The 16,415-nt window shown below is 36.3% G+C and carries 17 protein-coding genes; 15 read left to right on the top strand and 2 right to left on the bottom strand.

Annotation, left to right across the window (positions count from 1 at the left end):
• The 12 genes from HNQ37_RS08420 to HNQ37_RS07295 all read left to right on the top strand — a co-directional run.
• Positions 1-215, top strand: a 215-nt coding sequence (locus HNQ37_RS08420) for a hypothetical protein (RefSeq protein ID WP_221289120.1), incomplete at its 5' end; no start/stop codon positions are given.
• 114 nt (positions 216-329) lie between these two features.
• Positions 330-1,583 carry an exodeoxyribonuclease VII large subunit gene (gene xseA / locus HNQ37_RS07345; RefSeq protein WP_183540821.1) on the top strand — a complete coding sequence of 418 codons (1,254 nt, stop codon included), beginning with the start codon at positions 330-332 and terminating at the stop codon, positions 1,581-1,583.
• Positions 1,573-1,800 carry an exodeoxyribonuclease VII small subunit gene (locus HNQ37_RS07340; protein WP_183540819.1) on the top strand — a complete coding sequence of 76 codons (228 nt, stop codon included), beginning with the start codon at positions 1,573-1,575 and terminating at the stop codon, positions 1,798-1,800. Before xseA ends, HNQ37_RS07340 begins: the two co-directional genes overlap by 11 nt.
• Positions 1,801-1,927: 127 nt before the next feature.
• Positions 1,928-2,428, top strand: a complete 501-nt coding sequence (locus HNQ37_RS07335; protein WP_183540817.1) for a hypothetical protein — start codon at positions 1,928-1,930, stop codon at positions 2,426-2,428.
• A 28-nt stretch (positions 2,429-2,456) separates the two neighbouring features.
• Positions 2,457-3,509 (top strand): glycerate kinase family protein, encoded by a 1,053-nt coding sequence (locus HNQ37_RS07330; protein ID WP_183540815.1) that lies wholly within the window; start codon positions 2,457-2,459, stop codon positions 3,507-3,509.
• Between the two features lie 71 nt (positions 3,510-3,580).
• A complete protein-coding gene (locus tag HNQ37_RS07325) occupies positions 3,581-4,423 on the top strand; it encodes a polyprenyl synthetase family protein (RefSeq protein WP_183540813.1) in 843 nt (280 codons plus the stop codon).
• Positions 4,420-5,223: a TlyA family RNA methyltransferase gene (locus HNQ37_RS07320; RefSeq protein WP_183540811.1), complete on the top strand. Its 804-nt coding sequence runs from the start codon at positions 4,420-4,422 to the stop codon at positions 5,221-5,223. The genes HNQ37_RS07325 and HNQ37_RS07320 overlap by 4 nt, the downstream gene beginning before the upstream one ends.
• A complete protein-coding gene (locus tag HNQ37_RS07315) occupies positions 5,220-5,654 on the top strand; it encodes an arginine repressor (protein WP_183540809.1) in 435 nt (144 codons plus the stop codon). Before HNQ37_RS07320 ends, HNQ37_RS07315 begins: the two co-directional genes overlap by 4 nt.
• Positions 5,654-7,333: a DNA repair protein RecN gene (recN, locus tag HNQ37_RS07310; protein WP_183540808.1), complete on the top strand. Its 1,680-nt coding sequence runs from the start codon at positions 5,654-5,656 to the stop codon at positions 7,331-7,333. Before HNQ37_RS07315 ends, recN begins: the two co-directional genes overlap by 1 nt.
• A gap of 29 nt (positions 7,334-7,362) precedes the next feature.
• Complete coding sequence (locus HNQ37_RS07305) at positions 7,363-7,869, top strand: DUF805 domain-containing protein (RefSeq protein ID WP_183540806.1); 507 nt, start codon at positions 7,363-7,365, stop codon at positions 7,867-7,869.
• Positions 7,869-8,360 carry a DUF805 domain-containing protein gene (locus HNQ37_RS07300; protein ID WP_183540804.1) on the top strand — a complete coding sequence of 164 codons (492 nt, stop codon included), beginning with the start codon at positions 7,869-7,871 and terminating at the stop codon, positions 8,358-8,360. Before HNQ37_RS07305 ends, HNQ37_RS07300 begins: the two co-directional genes overlap by 1 nt.
• Positions 8,361-8,546: 186 nt before the next feature.
• Positions 8,547-9,482: an IS30 family transposase gene (locus tag HNQ37_RS07295; protein ID WP_183540802.1), complete on the top strand. Its 936-nt coding sequence runs from the start codon at positions 8,547-8,549 to the stop codon at positions 9,480-9,482.
• An 18-nt stretch (positions 9,483-9,500) separates the two neighbouring features.
• On the opposite strand, the gene HNQ37_RS07290 is transcribed toward HNQ37_RS07295, so the two are convergent.
• Both HNQ37_RS07290 and HNQ37_RS07285 read right to left on the bottom strand, forming a co-directional pair.
• A complete protein-coding gene (locus HNQ37_RS07290; protein ID WP_246415629.1) occupies positions 9,501-10,235 on the bottom strand; it encodes a CHAP domain-containing protein in 735 nt (244 codons plus the stop codon).
• A gap of 211 nt (positions 10,236-10,446) precedes the next feature.
• Positions 10,447-11,946 carry a Mur ligase family protein gene (locus tag HNQ37_RS07285; RefSeq protein ID WP_183540798.1) on the bottom strand — a complete coding sequence of 500 codons (1,500 nt, stop codon included), beginning with the start codon at positions 11,944-11,946 and terminating at the stop codon, positions 10,447-10,449.
• Between the two features lie 103 nt (positions 11,947-12,049).
• On the opposite strand from HNQ37_RS07285, the gene HNQ37_RS07280 reads away from it, so the two are divergent.
• The 3 genes from HNQ37_RS07280 to HNQ37_RS07270 all read left to right on the top strand — a co-directional run bounded on the left by HNQ37_RS07280 (position 12,050) and on the right by HNQ37_RS07270 (position 16,232).
• The gene (locus tag HNQ37_RS07280; protein ID WP_183540796.1) at positions 12,050-13,285 is read left to right on the top strand and encodes a peptidoglycan bridge formation glycyltransferase FemA/FemB family protein; all 1,236 of its coding nucleotides are present in this window, start codon (positions 12,050-12,052) and stop codon (positions 13,283-13,285) included.
• A gap of 51 nt (positions 13,286-13,336) precedes the next feature.
• On the top strand, positions 13,337-14,542 hold the full coding sequence (locus HNQ37_RS07275) for a peptidoglycan bridge formation glycyltransferase FemA/FemB family protein (protein WP_183540794.1): 1,206 nt from the start codon (positions 13,337-13,339) through the stop codon (positions 14,540-14,542).
• Positions 14,543-14,609: 67 nt separating this feature from the next.
• Entirely contained in the window at positions 14,610-16,232 is a 1,623-nt protein-coding gene (locus tag HNQ37_RS07270; RefSeq protein WP_183540792.1) for a putative polysaccharide biosynthesis protein, read from the top strand.
• The last annotated feature ends 183 nt before the right edge of the window (positions 16,233-16,415 follow it).

Below are 16,415 nucleotides of genomic sequence, written 5' to 3'. Positions count from 1 at the left end.
CCTTTTCTACTTGTCTTCTTTCAAATTCAAGTATAAGAAATTCAGGTGTTTTTTTCTTGCTTCAGGTGGCTAAACTAATTTTACAATTTGCCATTTTTTTTATATTAGGTTTTCTGGAAATTTTTTCAAATAATTACTGGTATCTTGGTCTTATTTTCTTTGTTATGACCATTGTCTGGTTATCCTTGTTTATTTCGGAAAATAGGAAAAAGTGATTATGTAAGCTTAAAATTCATTTCGGCTTATGACAAAAAATGGTAAAATATTGTCTAAAGTCTAAAATGAATTTTTAAATTTATTTTTATTCAGTTTTAGAAAGATCTTGAAAAATGACAGAATATTTATCAGTTTCGACTTTGACAAAATATCTTAAGGCAAAGTTTGATAAGGATCCCTATCTTGAAAGGGTTTATCTGACAGGAGAAGTATCAAATTTCCGTCAAAGACCAAGTCATCAATACTTTGCTCTTAAAGATGAAGGCGCAGTGATACAGGCGACGATGTGGGCTGGCCAATATCATAAATTGGATTTTAAACTTGAAGATGGCATGAAAGTTCTAGTCGTTGGACGTATAAGTCTATATGAGAGAAATGGTTCCTACTCGATCAATATTGAAACTATGACTCCTGATGGAATTGGTGTTTTGGCTGTTCAATTTGAGCAACTAAAGAAAAAATTGTCTGATGAAGGACTTTTTGAGGAGCGTTATAAGAAGGCACTTCCTATTTTTTCTCGTAAGGTTGGGGTAGTAACTTCACCATCAGGTGCAGTTATTCGGGACATCATTACAACGATCAATCGTCGTTTCCCAATGACTGAGATTCTTCTTTTCCCAACGAAAGTTCAGGGAGATGGTGCGGCTGAAGAAATCGCTACTAACATTCGTAAAGCAAACGAGCGTAATGATCTGGACTTATTGATTATAGGGCGTGGCGGTGGTTCTATCGAAGACCTATGGTGCTTCAATGAAGAAATTGTTGTTCGAGCAATTTTTGAATCCCAGTTACCAATTATTTCGTCTGTTGGGCATGAAACTGATGTAACTTTGTCAGACTTTGTGTCAGACCGTCGTGCAGCGACTCCGACGGCTGCTGCTGAACTCGCGACACCAAATACCAAACTAGATCTTTTAGGATGGACGACAGAACAGCAAAATAGGATCTACCATTCTTTATCTCGCACTATCAGACAAAGACGAGAAAAGTTAGAAAAGTTAAGTAATTCGGTGGTCTTTCGCCAACCTGATCGTCTCTATGATGGACACAAGAGAAATCTTGATGAAATGACCCGACGTCTGATAAATCTTACAGAGCGAAAAATATTAGAAAAACAACATCGCTATGAGATACTATCTCGGAATCTAATTCCAGATTTTCAAAAGTTACTAGATTTCAATAAAAATCGAGTTGATCGGGCAAATCAAGGCCTTTTGTTGCTTGATGTGAAACAGATAAAAGCGAGAGGGTTTGCAATTGTCCGCCGAGAAGATGATCAGATTGTCAAGTCAATTAAACAAGTAAAAAGTGGTGATAGCCTTAGTATTGAACTAGAAGATGGAGTGATTAAAACTAATGTCAAATAAAAAAGAAGAAGCAAAATTTGAAGAACAACTAACTCAGCTTGAAGAAATTGTTCACAAGCTTGAAAATGGTGATGTTGCACTCGAAGATGCCATTGCCGAGTTTCAAAATGGAATGAAGTTATCTGAGAGCCTTAAGAAGACTTTAGACGAAGCTGAGCAAGTACTCGTCAAGGCTGTTGGAAAAAACGGTGAGGAGACTAATTTTTCTGCTGAATAAGTTTAAATAATTTTTTCTATTAGAAGATCTTTTACAAAAGAAAATTTCACGACTTTCATACTTTTGTCGTACTTTTTCTCAAATTAGGTGTGGTATTATTAGTCATATTTTAAATTGAGGTGATAATATGTTTCCATTTGATATAAGTAACATAGATCCAGAGTTCATGGAAAGCATGGCAGACCCTGCTATGCAAATAAAATTTCAAGAGCTAATGACTCTGCTCCCAACTTTGTCAGCCTATGAGCAAGCTGCAGCAATTCAAAAATTTGCAATGGAGAACTTTAGCTCTGAACAGCTTGTTAAAATGCAAAATATGGCAATGAGTATTCCAGAAGAACAGCGACAGGTTATTATTGACCAGACTAATCGCATGCTCTATACTGGAAAACCGAGTGCTCACTTCTCAATAGATGAATCCGGTTTAAATGCCAACTTTGAAGTTTATGAGTTAGGGCGTAATTCAGAAGCAGATGCACCCATTTTTGTGGCATTTGCAGATAAACCTGACAGAGACTTTATCGCTGAAGTTGATACATTCCTTGGTCAACAAAATATGGTGGTTTGGTCTTCACAAGAAGAAATGCAAGCATTTGGCAAGCTTCATAGAGAAATCATTGGTTCTTAAATAATGCTATAACGAAGAAAGCAAAAAGATGAAAATTGTTATTGCAATTGATTCATTCAAAGGTTCTGCAACTAGCATTGAACTTGGCCAAGCAGCCAAAGCGGGAATTCTTGAAGTTCAACCTGATGCTCAAGTTAAGGTTTTTGAAATTGCTGATGGCGGTGAGGGGACGGTCTCTGCCCTAAAGCAAGTACTTCAAGGGAAAATGATTAAAGTTAAAACAATTGATTTATTGAGACGTCCCATAATAGCTGAATATTTTTTGGCTGGAGACAAGGCTTTCATTGAGACGGCTTCTGTCATAGGGATTGATAAGATTTCTCCAACTCCAGAGACAATTGAGAAAGCCACGACTATTGGTTTGGCAGCACTTATTATTGATGCAACCATCTGCGGAGCGAAAAAAATTTATCTGACACTTGGAGGTTCAGGAACTTCAGATGGTGGTTTGGGTCTACTTGAGGGCTTAGGCGTCTCATTAAATAATTTTAGCTTTAATTCAAAATTTCCAAAATTAATAGGTCTTGCTGACGTAAATAATCCGTATTCTGGTCCCGAAGGCTATGCTCAGTTTTTTGGCACGCAAAAAGGTGCAACTGAAGAAATACTGAATAAACAAGATGCTCAAGCCGAAAAAATCGTTCGTAAAGTTAAAGAAAAGCTCAATATTGATCTTCAATCAATCCCAGGTACAGGAGCTGCAGGCGGACTTGGTGCTGCAATTGTGATTTTAGGCGGGAGAATTGAAGCAGGCTTTCCTAGAATTGTGGAATTTCTAAAAATTGAAGAAGAACTTACAAATACTGATCTAGTAATAACTGGTGAAGGTCGTATGGATAAGCAAACAATCAATGGAAAAGTACCATGGGGCATGGTTCTGTTGGCAGAAAAGTATCAAGTTCCTGTAATTGCTCTTTGTGGTGCTATTTCTGATGATTTGGGTAAAATAGAAGATCACTTGGTTGGTGCCTACTCCATCCAGACTCGACCAATAAGTTTAGAAAAAGCAATTGAGAAAGTGAGAACTTTAGAAAATATGAAACGATTGTCTAAAAATATCATAAAAACTTGGCTAGCTTGAGTCAGGTCTTTTCTGAGTTTACGGTTATAATCAGACGAAAAAAGTTACAGTTTTTGTTATAATTATAGACAATGATAGAGTATGAGAAATTAGAAGATAGTATTGTAGGTTTCTACAAAAACGAAGTGACAGTAAAACATTTGGCAGAATCTGTTGAATATTCTTTGAAAGCGGGCGGGAAGAGAATTCGTCCGATTTTGTTTTTAGCTATTCTTGAAGGGTTTGGTCTAGAACTGAAGTTAGCACATTATAATGTTGCCGCAGCTATTGAGTGGATTCACACGGGCTCTTTGATTCATGACGATCTACCAGCCATGGACAATGATGATTATCGTCGTGGAAAATTAACGAATCATAAAGTTTATGGTGAGGCTCTTGCAGTATTGTCAGGAGATGCTCTTTTTCTTGATCCTTATTATTTTATTGCAACATCCGGATTTCCGTCAGTAATGATTGTCAATCTGATTCGTGAATTGTCAGCTTCTTCAGGTTCATTGGGTATGGTGGCAGGACAAGTGATTGACATGGATTCAGAGGGGAAAAAGGTGCCTCTTGATTTTCTGAAGAAATTGCATCAATTAAAAACTGGTCGCATGCTGACCTTCCCATTTGTTGCTGCGGGAATCATTGCTGGTAAAGAAGTTGATAAACTTCGAAAGATTGGTGTGACATTAGGTCTCGCTTTCCAAATTCGTGATGATATTTTGGACGTAACTGCGGATTTTGAAAGCATTGGTAAAACCCCAGGCAAAGATATTTTAGAAGAAAAATTGACATATGTAAGTTTATTAGGTCTGGAAGAAGCTAGACAAGAATTACAAAAAAATTTGGAAGAAGTTAAAGTTGGCCTTTCTTCACTTAAGTCTTTTAACCCTACAGAAGTTTTAAAAATCGTGGAGCAACTTGAATTATGAAAGAACGTGTAGATGTTTTAGCAACAAATCAGGGCCTCTTTGAAAGCAGAGAGCAAGCAAAACGTGGAATTATGTCGGGGATAGTGGTTGATGCTAAATCAGGTAATCGATTTGATAAGCCAGGTGAGAAGATTGATCAAAATATTGACCTTAGGCTTAAAGGAGAGAAACTCAAGTACGTTTCCCGCGGAGGGCTCAAGCTTGAAAAGGCTCTGAGTGAATTTAATATCTGTGTGAAAGGTTTGAATTGCTTGGATATTGGAGCCTCGACTGGTGGTTTTTCAGATGTTATGCTTCAATCAGGTGCTAAACATGTTTATGCATTAGATGTTGGAACAAACCAATTAGCATGGAAAATCCGTAATGATGATAGAGTTACAGTTATGGAACAATTCAATTTCCGTAATGCACTTTTGTCGGATTTTAGCTATGGTCAACCAGAATTTGCTTCAATAGATGTGAGTTTTATCTCACTAAGTTTGATACTGCCACCTTTATTCTTGATTTTGAAATCAGGAGGGGAAGTTGCTGCTCTGATCAAACCTCAATTTGAGGCGGGTCGTGAACAAGTTGGAAAAAATGGTATTATTAAGGATCCAGTTGTTCACAAGCAAGTGATAGAAAAAGTTTTGTCTATGGCTGAAAAAGTAGGGTTTTCTATCAAAAATTTAACCTTTTCTCCAATCAAAGGTGGAGCGGGGAATGTTGAGTTTTTGGTTCACTTGGCTAAAGATGAAATTCCATCAATGAAAATAAATGTAGAAGCAATATTGCAAAATGAAAAGGAGCAATTGAATTGAATAAACAAGAAAGAATTGAACTCCTTAAAAGCTTAATTGCAAACAAAGAAATTGATCGTCAAGAAGACATTGTTCAATTGTTTAAAGAACGTGGCTTTGAAGTGACTCAGGCTACGATTTCTCGAGACATCAAAAATCTTGGCTTTAGTAAGGTACAGACAAGTCAGGGAACTTATAAATATATAATTCCTGATGAGAGTCCTTTTTTGTCTTCAAATCAAGTAAATCAATTCATACAGCAAGTTGAAATTCAAGATAATTTGATTAGAATTGATGTCAGACCAGGAAGTTCTATGCGTGTAAAGAATGTGCTGCAGACTAGATTTGCTTCTTGGATATTTGCTCTACTCGTTGATGACAAGACAGTGCTTATCGTTGGAAAATCAGAAGTATCAGCCCAGTTAGTATATAAGGAGTTAGTAAATAAATAATGCTTCAAGAGCTTTCGATAAAAAACTTTGCAATTATTGAAGAGGTTTCCCTTAGCTTTAGCAATGGCATGACCATTTTGACAGGTGAAACAGGTGCAGGAAAATCTATAATCATTGATGCCATGAATTTACTGTTAGGTGAACGTTCGTCAATCTCTTTTGTTCGCCATGGTGAAGATAAAGCTGAAATTGAGGCCTTGTTTAATATGGGTGAAAATCCTGCTCTAACTGATAAATTAAACTCTTTAGGTCTTGATTTTGATTCAAGTAGTGAATTAATTCTACGTCGCGAGATCTTTGCGGAAGGACGTTCAGTTTGCCGGATCAATGGACAGTTGGTTAACCTAGGAAATCTTAAAGAAATTTCTGAGTATTTGATTGATATTCATGGTCAGCATGATAATCAGGAATTAATGAATTCTAAGCATCATATAGACATGCTAGATGAGTTTGGTGATAAGGACTTTATTGTTACTAAATTACACTATCAAAAAGTTTTTGATGAATATCGCAAAATTCGTAAGGAATTGACAGAACGTCAAGAGAATGAAAAAAAATTTGCTGAACGTATCGAAGTGCTTCAATTTCAAACTGATGAAATTGAAGCTGCATCAATAGAACTTGATCAAGATGAGAATCTACAAGAAAAACGTGAAAAGTTAATTAATATTAAAATTATAGCGGATAGCCTCAGAGCCGCTTTACTGGCGCTTGATGATGAAAATGGTGAAGAAGGAGCTTCTGGTTTGAACCTTGTCCAGTCAGCAGTAAGTCGCCTTGAATCAGTTTCAGAATTTGATCCTGATTATCAAGAATTATGCGATAAGGCTTCAGAATCTTATTATGTGCTAGAAGAAGTGGCAGCAAGACTTGAGAAAATCTTATCTGATTTAGAATTCAACCCTTCAGAGTTAACTCAATTGGAAGAAAGAATTTTTATCTTAACTGCATTGAAACGTAAATATGGGCCAGATTTGTTAGATGTTCTGAATTTTCTTAAAAATTCGCAGCTTGAACTTGAAAGCTTAACTGGGGAGGAGTCTAATATTGACAGCCTTGAGAAATCAGTCCTTCATTGTCAAGAAAGACTCTTAGATGCGGTAAATATTTTGAATGTAGAACGACATAAATTAGCTGACATTCTTGAAAAAGATATCAAACGGGAACTCTCAGAGCTATATATGGAAAAAGCGGATTTTAAAGTCAACTTTGAAAAGGGAAAGTACTCAGTTCGTGGAAATGAAGCAGTAGAATTTTACATCCAGACTAACCCAGGTGAACCATTTAAACCATTAGCAAAAACTGTTTCTGGAGGTGAATTATCCCGTTTGATGTTGGCAATTAAAGCTAGTTTTTCACGTCACGAAAATAAGACAGCAATAGTTTTTGATGAAGTTGATACCGGTGTTTCTGGTCGTGTAGCACAAGCCATTGCCCAAAAGATTTATAAAATTTCTCAATCAGGACAGGTGTTAGCTATCAGTCACCTTCCGCAAGTAGTGGCAATTGCAGATACTCAGTTTTATATCGAAAAATCTTCAAACGATGATGTAACAACTTCAACTGTACGCAAATTGTCAGAAACAGAAAGAGTTGAAGAGATTGCTAAAATGCTGGCAGGTGATGACTTGACTCCTGAAGCTATTGCTCAAGCTAAAAAGTTGTTGAGAAAACAGTAAAAATCACTTTAGAAATGAAAAATAAGATTATGATCAAAGCATATATAAAATTTTGGCAAAATGCCTTAAAATCCGAAGGAATTTCTTCAAGATCCGATTATTGGTGGACCTTTTTAGTCAATGAAATTTTTCGTGCGATAATTTTATTTATCGAATTAATAATTATACTGAATTTTTTCTGGGGAAAGATCAGTCCTGGTTTTACAGAAACTCAACTTTTAGAAGTTGCAAATCAGGCAATAGATCACCCAGATACTGCTATGTTGACAATCAGCATTATTTATACGATTTTCAATTTAGTAGTTATGCTTCCAATCACTACATTGACAGCGCGTCGTTTAAGAGATGCAGGCCTTCCAGCTGGCTTAGCTTATCCTCTTCCGGCTATTTATATTGCTAATGCTTTTGCTCAATTCATGAATGTTCCGGGATTGAATGCTATTTCAGGTTTCCTTATCTTCTACCAGCTGTTATTGCTCTTCCTGTGTTTCCGCCCGAGTATTAAAAATGATCCTTTTCAAGGAGACCATCAATAATGGTAGAAATTAACCAAGTTTCTGGAAAGGTTGGGTTCGGACAAGCCATTAGGGATTTTATCGTCGGTTACTTCAACCTTTCAGGTCGGACGACTCGAACAGGTTTTTGGTTTGTTGCTATCTTTTTGTCAATTATCATGATTCCTATTTATCTTTTGTATTCTCTAGTTGAAGTAATTCTAGCTAGTGGTTTCATCATTTCTGATAATGACCTCTTTAATCCTTTTTATTACTTTCTAATAATCTGTTCTTTGACTTTTATTATTCCGACTATTACAACCGTCCTTCGAAGAATGAACGATATTGGGTTTAGTTTTGGATGGAGATCTTTTATTCTCTTTATTATTCTGGTTTTGATTATCCTTGCAATATATAATTTCAGGAATAATATAATCTGGATAAATTTCACCCTTTTCATGGGACAGTATTTCATCTATCTATCGGTTCTGATCTTCGGTTTCATGCCTAGTCATTGTTTACTTATAGAATAAATGAAAAAATTTTATAAGGTTTTTAAAAAAAGCACTTCATTTGAAAAAAATGAAGTGCTTTTAAAATTGTTTTTTAAATATTATAATGGCAAATTGTAAAATTAGTTTAGCCACCTGAGGAAAGTAAAAAACACCTGAATCTCTTATACTTGAGTTTGAAAGAACAAAAAGTAGAAAAGGATTCAGATGCAAGATTATTCTAACACAAAAGGTAAGGAAATTACTTATGCAGAACGTCAGTTGATTGAACGTTGGCACAACAAGGAGAAGCTAAGTAACCGTCGGATCGCTCAGCTCTTGAATAAAGCGCCCCAAACAATAAACAATGAACTTCGTCAAGGGGAAGTGCACTTAAAAATAAAGACAAAGTATTCTGCACTTCATGCACAAGAATACCACAGCGCCAATAAAAGCCACTGTGGTCGTCATTCTAAGCTTACATCGGCCCTCAATGAAACGATTAGTGCGGGTGTCAGAGATAAAAAATCATTGGAAGTCATTCTCCAAGAACTGACAGGTATTTGTCTTCGCACCCTCTACCACTGGGTGGACAAAGGCTGGCTTGATGTAAAATATCATAATTTACTTTATCCGCATTATAAGAAGGCTAAGAAGCTCCGAAAAACTCACCCCAAGCGTCCGTATGGCTTGTCCATTGACCAACGTCCAGAGGAAATTAACCATCGTGAAGCATTCGGCCATTGGGAAATCGATACGGTGCTGTTGACCAAAGAAAAAAATGACTGCCTTTTGACACTCACAGAGCGCCAAACACGCTTCGAAATCATTCGTCTGATTCCAGATAAGTCTGCCCAATCTGTCAATACGGCACTCTTAGCACTTCAAGAGAAGGTTCAGTTCAAATCCCTTACTTCAGATAATGGCCGTGAATTCGCCCGTTTACATGAAGCAGTGACTTGTCCGGTGTACTACTGTCATGCCTATGCGAGCTTTGAGCGTGGAAGCAATGAGAATCATAACCGCATGATAAGACGTTTCTTACCCAAAGGAACAAAACAAACAACAGCTCAGGCTGTTGCTAAAATTGAGATTTGGATGAATCGTTATCCAAGAAAAATGTTCAAGTATCAGACACCACTTCAGATGTATCGGGGTGGCTAAATTAAATTTGCAATTTGCCTAAATATTATAATCAACAGGTGGGTAGATGTAAGTAACCTTACCTTGAACAATTGTCGGATTGAAGTAACTTCGATAAATAGCGATAGCTGAGTTTCCAGCGTAATTTGATTCAAGAACTTGAATAGAACCATCAGCTTGGACACCAATAACGACAGCGACATGTCCGCCAGACCATGAAGCGACGGACCCTACCATTGGAGTTGATCCAGTCTTAAATCCTGCGGAGGAAGCTGATGTTGCCCAGTCTCCAGCATTTCCCCAATTATTTCCAACCCATGGAGCAACAGCCTTAGCTCCCCAAGTACATGAGCCATAAGGATAGGTATCATTTGCATAGTCGCGAGTCTGAAAAAAGTTATAACCTTGAGTAATAACCCCATTCATAGCATTGTCTATAATTGTTTCCTGAGCATTGATCGCTGCACTATGTGCTGATTCTGCAACATTTTCTGCTTTAATTTCAGCCTGAGCCTTTTTAAGTGCCAGTAAGTTGTTTTCAAGATTTTCAGCGGCTTCTTGAGCTGCTTTTATTTCCTTATCTGTAGGTTTCGAATGTAAATGTAAATCGTAGCTTCGAAGGTTAGATCTCAAAATACTTACTGGTGCTAACATTTGGTTATTACTATAATTCTTGGGTGACAGAGTATTGGCATTTGCGTTTGTAGTGAGTGTAGCAGTTGAAGCAAATAGGCCAGTGAGTAATAATCCAGTGATAAGCTGTTTTTTATTCATGACGAGAATCATAACAGAAAAGTTTGTCTAAAACAAATCAGAAAACGTTTACTTGATTGAAATAGTGCACGATTCTAGCATTGTTACAAAAATATTACATTGAGAAATATGAACTTTTCAGGCTTCGTTAAATAATTTACAAATTGCTAACAAAATATTACATTTCTGTGTCGAGGCCTTTTTATAATAAAAAAGCGCAATTTGAGACGCTTTAATTTTTAAATATGCCTAACAATTGTTTCGCTAGTTTTGTGTCAGATATATAAGGTTCAAGTCGACCATTAACTTTTTGAGTATTATCCGTTCCCTTTGAGAGAAGAACAACGACATCCCCTGTTTCAGCATTGTTTATGGCTTTACTTATTGCTTCTACTCTATCTTCAATAATTTCATAATTCGAATCAACTGGCAGATAACTTGCCATTTCTTCAGAAATTTTTCTTATTTCTTCATATTGAGGATCATCTGCAGTGATAATTATAGAATCTGAGAACCTTCCAACTACCTCTCCAAATTCTTTACGACGTTGGAGGGCCTTATTACCTACTTGACCACCGACAGAGATAATTTTATTTTCGGGATAATACTGCTTGAGAGATTCATAGAGAGCTTGGTAACTTAGAGCATTATGGGCATAGTCAACCACAACTGTAACTCCATTTTTCTCCCATATATTCATACGTCCGGGAATTTCGGTTTTAATCAATCCCTTACGAATTGATTCATCATCAATTCCAATTATCTTAGCTTGGGCAACTGCGGCAGTTGCATTTTCAACATTAAAAAGGCCAAGGGTTGAAATTTGGAAATTTTCCTTATAACCATTTTTTCCATATACTGTAAAACTAAGTTTTGTGCCATTTCTAAGTACATTTGAATAAAAAAAGTCAACAGAATCAGCATATTTTTCAGAAGCATATGTGTAGATTTTTGGTAAAAGTGCAGAACCTTGAGCCGTTTGATAGACCCGATCAAAGTAGTCAGTCTCACGATTAATTAAGACCTCACGAGAAGATGTCATCAAATGGAGTTTACTAGAAATATAATCTTCAAAATCTGGATGTTCAACTGGACTGATGTGGTCTTCAGCAATATTCAACCAGATACCATGATCAAATGTCATACCAAGCACTCTCCCATATTTAAAAGCTTGAGAAGAGACTTCCATGGTGAAATATGGGAGTTTAGCTTGACGTGCCTCATCTAGAAAGTTCTGCAGATCAAAGGGTTCAGGGGTTGTATTTAATGAACTTTGATGGGTAATACCTGTGATTGTTTCAACTGTCCCTACAAGGCCAGTTTCGGTTCTGGATGCTTCATCAAGAATATTTTTGATGAAATAAGCCAGAGTTGTTTTTCCCTTTGTCCCTGTAATTCCAATTAAGTTGAAAGCATCAGCTGGATTTTCAAAGAAAATTGGAGCAAGAATTGAAATTGTTAAGCGAATGTCTTTGACTAAAATAAAGTCAGCTTCAACGTCATATTTTTTTTCGGATATATAGGCAAGTGCTCCATTTTTAAGAGCAAGTTTCAAGTAGCCAACTTTAAAATGAGCTCCCTTGCAGAAAAATAGGGTTTGGCCTGAAACTTTAGAAGAATCATAAGAAACCTGATTAAAAGAAAGCTCAGAATTTGAAACATGGTTTTCAACAAGCAAATCTTTTTCTTTCAAAATTTTTACAATTTTGTTGATTGAGATTGTATGTAACATAGGGTCAATTATAGCACAATATAGCCTGCTGGGGATCTATGTGATAACTTAAAAAATGATGAGTAGCTTTCATTTACCCGTGCTTTTTGCTATAATCTTTTTTATGGAAAATATTGAATTTCAAGAAATCAAATACGAGGATTTCGTGGAGTTAAATCAAGAGATTAAACAAGTAGATTTTATCCAGTCTGTTGAAATGGCTAGTTTGCTACGAATACGTGAGCTCGACCTTTATTATTTTATTGGTCGTGTTGATTCTGAAGTGAAAATGCTAGCTATGATGACTGCTGCTCAAGTTGCTGGAGGGAAAAAGTTTGAATTAAAATTTGCACCAACTTTTTATTCTGGTAAATTTGAGGCTGAACTTTTCTTTGACTTTATGGGATATTTAAAATCCTTTGCCAAAAACCATAATGGGATTATTTTAAAAGTCGTTCCCGCTGTCAATCAAAGAAAGGTTTACGATGATGGAAGCCAAAAAGAATTGGAAACTTACGGAATTTCACATAAAATGAAAGGGTTGGGATTTGTCAAAACAAATCCAGAGATAGGTTATGATGAAGGTGAGCCAACATGGCATTACCTGAAAGATCTCTCTAAACTTCATTCAGAGAGTGAGTTGTTAAAGTCATTCAGTAAAGACGGTCAATATTCCTTCAAGAAAACTAAACAATTTGGTGTTGAAGTAAGAAAGCTAACTTATGAAGAATTATCAGAATTTAAAAAAGTAACTGAAGCAACAAGTATCCGCCGTGGTTATAGAGATCACGATTTAGCCTATTACCAATCTTTCTATAAGATTTTTGGAGATAGGGCTCAATTTTTAGTCGCAGAAATTAATTTTCAAACCTATGTTGATGCACTGAATTCACAAATTGAAAAGCTTCAGAGGTTAATTGATAGTAGTGACTCTGTTAAAAAAGAGAAACAACGTAATGAGTGGCAGAGCCAGATCCGGTCACAAGAAAAGCGGTTAAAAGAAATTCAACCTTTCTTAGCAAGGTACGCCGATCAGTCAATCATTTTGGCTGCAAGCCTATTTGTAGAATCTTCAAATGAGATTGTTTATCTTTTCTCAGGTTCTTATGATGAATTTAAGATGTTTTATGCGCCATATGCTATCCAATATAAAATTATGACTGAGGCAATTGAAAAAGATATTCCACTCTATAATTTTTACGGTATTACTGGTAATTTTGATGGCACAGATGGTGTCTTGATGTTTAAGCAGAACTTTAAAGGATACTCAGTTCAAAAAGTAGGTTCATTCACCTATTACCCTTATCCAGGTAAATATCGGCTGATTGCCTTAGCTAAAAAGATTTTACGTAGAAACTAAGTAAGTGAGTTATCTACAAGCCCAAAATGTATTTGTAATTAAGGAAAAAAAATGAAATTTCAAATTGGAACAAACCCAGTGCAACATGATGAATTTGTTAAAAAGAGCTCATATTGTGACCTCTTACAATCATCGAAATGGGCACAAGTAAAAGATAATTGGGGGTCTGAAATTATTAGTGTTCTTTCTGATACAAATGAAATCTTAGCTTCAGCATTAGTCCTAATTAAAAGTCTTCCTGTGGGTTTTAGTATGCTTTATATGCCTCGTGGCCCAATTATGGACTACAGTGATCACAAAGTTTTAGTTTTTTTCTTTGCGGAGCTCCGAAAATTTGCTAAGACGAAAAAAGCTTTATTTGTGAAATTTGATCCGATGATAGTTTATGAGACCTCTAAATTTAATGAACAAGCTTTAAAGTCTGAACAGGGTGGTGACTATTTGGAGACGATTAAGTCAATTGGTGCACAACATTTTGGCTTTAACCTGATTATGGGTAAAACTATTCAACCCCGTATTCAGGCTAATGAACGACTTCAAGCGAATATTGAGAGTATTTATCCAAAACATACACGTCGTCTGATGAAGGATGCAATTAACCGTGGGGTTAAAGTTGTTCGCGTAGGTGAAGAAGGACTTGAAGACTTTGCACGTGTGGTGAATCTCACCGAAAATCGTAAAGGTGTAGCATTACGTAACTTTGATTATTTCAAAAAATTGATGGATCTCTATGGTAAAGATGCGTACCTCCATTTGGCTACGGTTAATATTGCTGATAAAAAAGCTGAGTTAAATGAAAATTTAAAACAACTTGAAAAGGACATCGCTGAGACCCCAGAAGAGCAGAAGAAACGTTTTACTCGGCTGAATGATCAAAAAAAATCAACTGAAAAAACATTGAAGGAACTTGAAGAGTTTGGCGATACTGAAGGTGATAAAGTCATCGCTGGTATCTTATCTGTAAAATTTGGCGATACAACTGAGATGCTTTATGCTGGCATGGATGACACATTTAAGAAGTTCTATCCTCAGTACGTTCTTTATACCTTAACTTTTAATGAGGCTTATGCAGATGGATCGGTTTGGGCAAATATGGGAGGGGTTCAAGGTAGTTTGGATGATGGCTTGTCAAAATTTAAGTCTAATTTTAATCCAGATGTTCAACGTCTCTTGGGAGAATTTACTCTTAGAACCAGTCCGCTAGCTGGTTTAGGACTCTGGGCATATAATAAGAGAAAGTCTTCAAACCTAGAATAAAGATTTAAAAATTACTTAATGTCCAACTTTTCTTGCAATACTGGCTAATTTGTTGCAAAATAAGAGAATGGAAAATAACAGTCAAGAAAAGATGGTTTCTGGTACCGCTTGGTTAAGCGGTGCAAATATTGTATCACGACTACTGGGTGCTGTCTATATTATTCCTTGGTATGCTTGGATGGCGCCACATAGTGCAGAAGCTAATGCACTTTTTTCGATGGGCTATAATATTTATGCTTTCTTTATTCTATTGTCAACTGTTGGAATTCCTGCTGCTATATCAAAGGAAATCTCGCGATACCACGCTTTAGATGATGAAGAAACTGCTAACCGTCTCTTAAGACAAGTTTTGTTGTTCATGCTTCTGATTGGTGTCGTCGCTGCCATTGTTATGTATGTTTTCTCACCAGCCATGTCCTATGCATCTGGTGGTGGGGCTAACCTTATACCAGTCATGAGAAGTCTTTCTCTGTCCATTCTTTTCATCCCAGTAGTTGCGACAATTCGTGGCTATTTTCAAGGACTAAATCAGATGAAGGCTTTTGCTGTCAGCCAAATTTATGAACAAATTGTTCGTATTATTTGGATGCTTACAGCTGTTTTTATGATTATGAAAGTATCTTCAGGGTATAAAGATTGGGTTTCTGCAGTAACACAATCCACTACAGCAGCATTCATCGGAGTAATTGCGAGTCTCATAGCTCTCGTATATTATCTTGTAAAAGAGAAGCGACTTTTCAAAATTTTTGACTTTACTCCGGGTAAAACTAAAATCTCAACTGGACGCTTGTTAAAACAAACATTGATCACTTCAATCCCTTTTCTGGTTACTGGGTCTGCAATTCAATTATTTAAATTGGTTGACCAAATGACTTTCGTCAACTTAATGTTGAAATTTACGACATATTCCCAAACTCAACTGAATGTTTTCTTTGCTTATTTTGCGGCTAATGTTGACAAAATTACGATGATTGTCATAGCAATTGCACTTACTTTGGGTGATGTAGGGTTACCATTAATTACTGCTGCTTATACAAAACGTAAACGTAAGGAAATGGCAGGTTTAGTGGCTTACAATTTCCAGCTTTTCGCGGCATTCATGATTCCAGCAGTTATTGGAATGGCTCTTCTAGCTAAACCTCTTTATACAGTTTTCTATGGAGTACCTGATTCAATGCAGTTGAATTTGTTTGTACTTTACATCTTTCAAAGTATCATCCTGACTTTGCCGATCTTAATTTGGATTTATATGCAGGCGATGCAAAATAGTAGATCAGCGATGAAGTATTTTCTAATCTCTTTTGTGGCAAAACTTTTGCTTCAGGTCCCTTCGCTCTATCTTTTTCATGTTTACGGTCCTTTTGTTTCAAGTTCATTGGCTTTGTTACTTGGGACCTTGGTCTCTATACGAAGGATCCGCCAAATTTCTGGGTACAATCCAAAGAACGTTTGGCATAAGACTTTAGGAATTCTTTTGATTACTGGAGTTATGGGAATTTCGGTAATTGTTATGAACTTGATTTTATCTTTGTTTCTTAAATCAACTGGTATGATTACTTCGTTCATTAACGTATTAATCTCCGGTGGTCTCGGTATTTATGTATATCTCTTCTTATCAGCTAAGCTAGGTCTTTTGGAAAAGATTCTTGGTGCACAAGGAACATCAATTCGTCGACGTTTACATATTTAAAATATCTGGCTAAGCCAGTTTTTTTTTTCAAAAGAAAAATGAAACTTTTAGAAGCTACATATGCTCAACGCTTACATTTCAGCCATTGCAATAAGTGTAAAATAATTGGCGGTAGCTCAAAAGAGCGATCGCTTTTTGATTTCAGAAAAAGGACAAAAAGAAAAAGAACCTTTAAAATTGAGT

The organism is Lactovum miscens (assembly GCF_014202895.1).
Taxonomy (GTDB): Bacteria; Bacillota; Bacilli; order Lactobacillales; family Streptococcaceae; genus Lactovum; species Lactovum miscens.
Note: the sequence above shows the minus strand (reverse complement) of the source record. Positions and strands in the feature narration are given on the sequence as shown.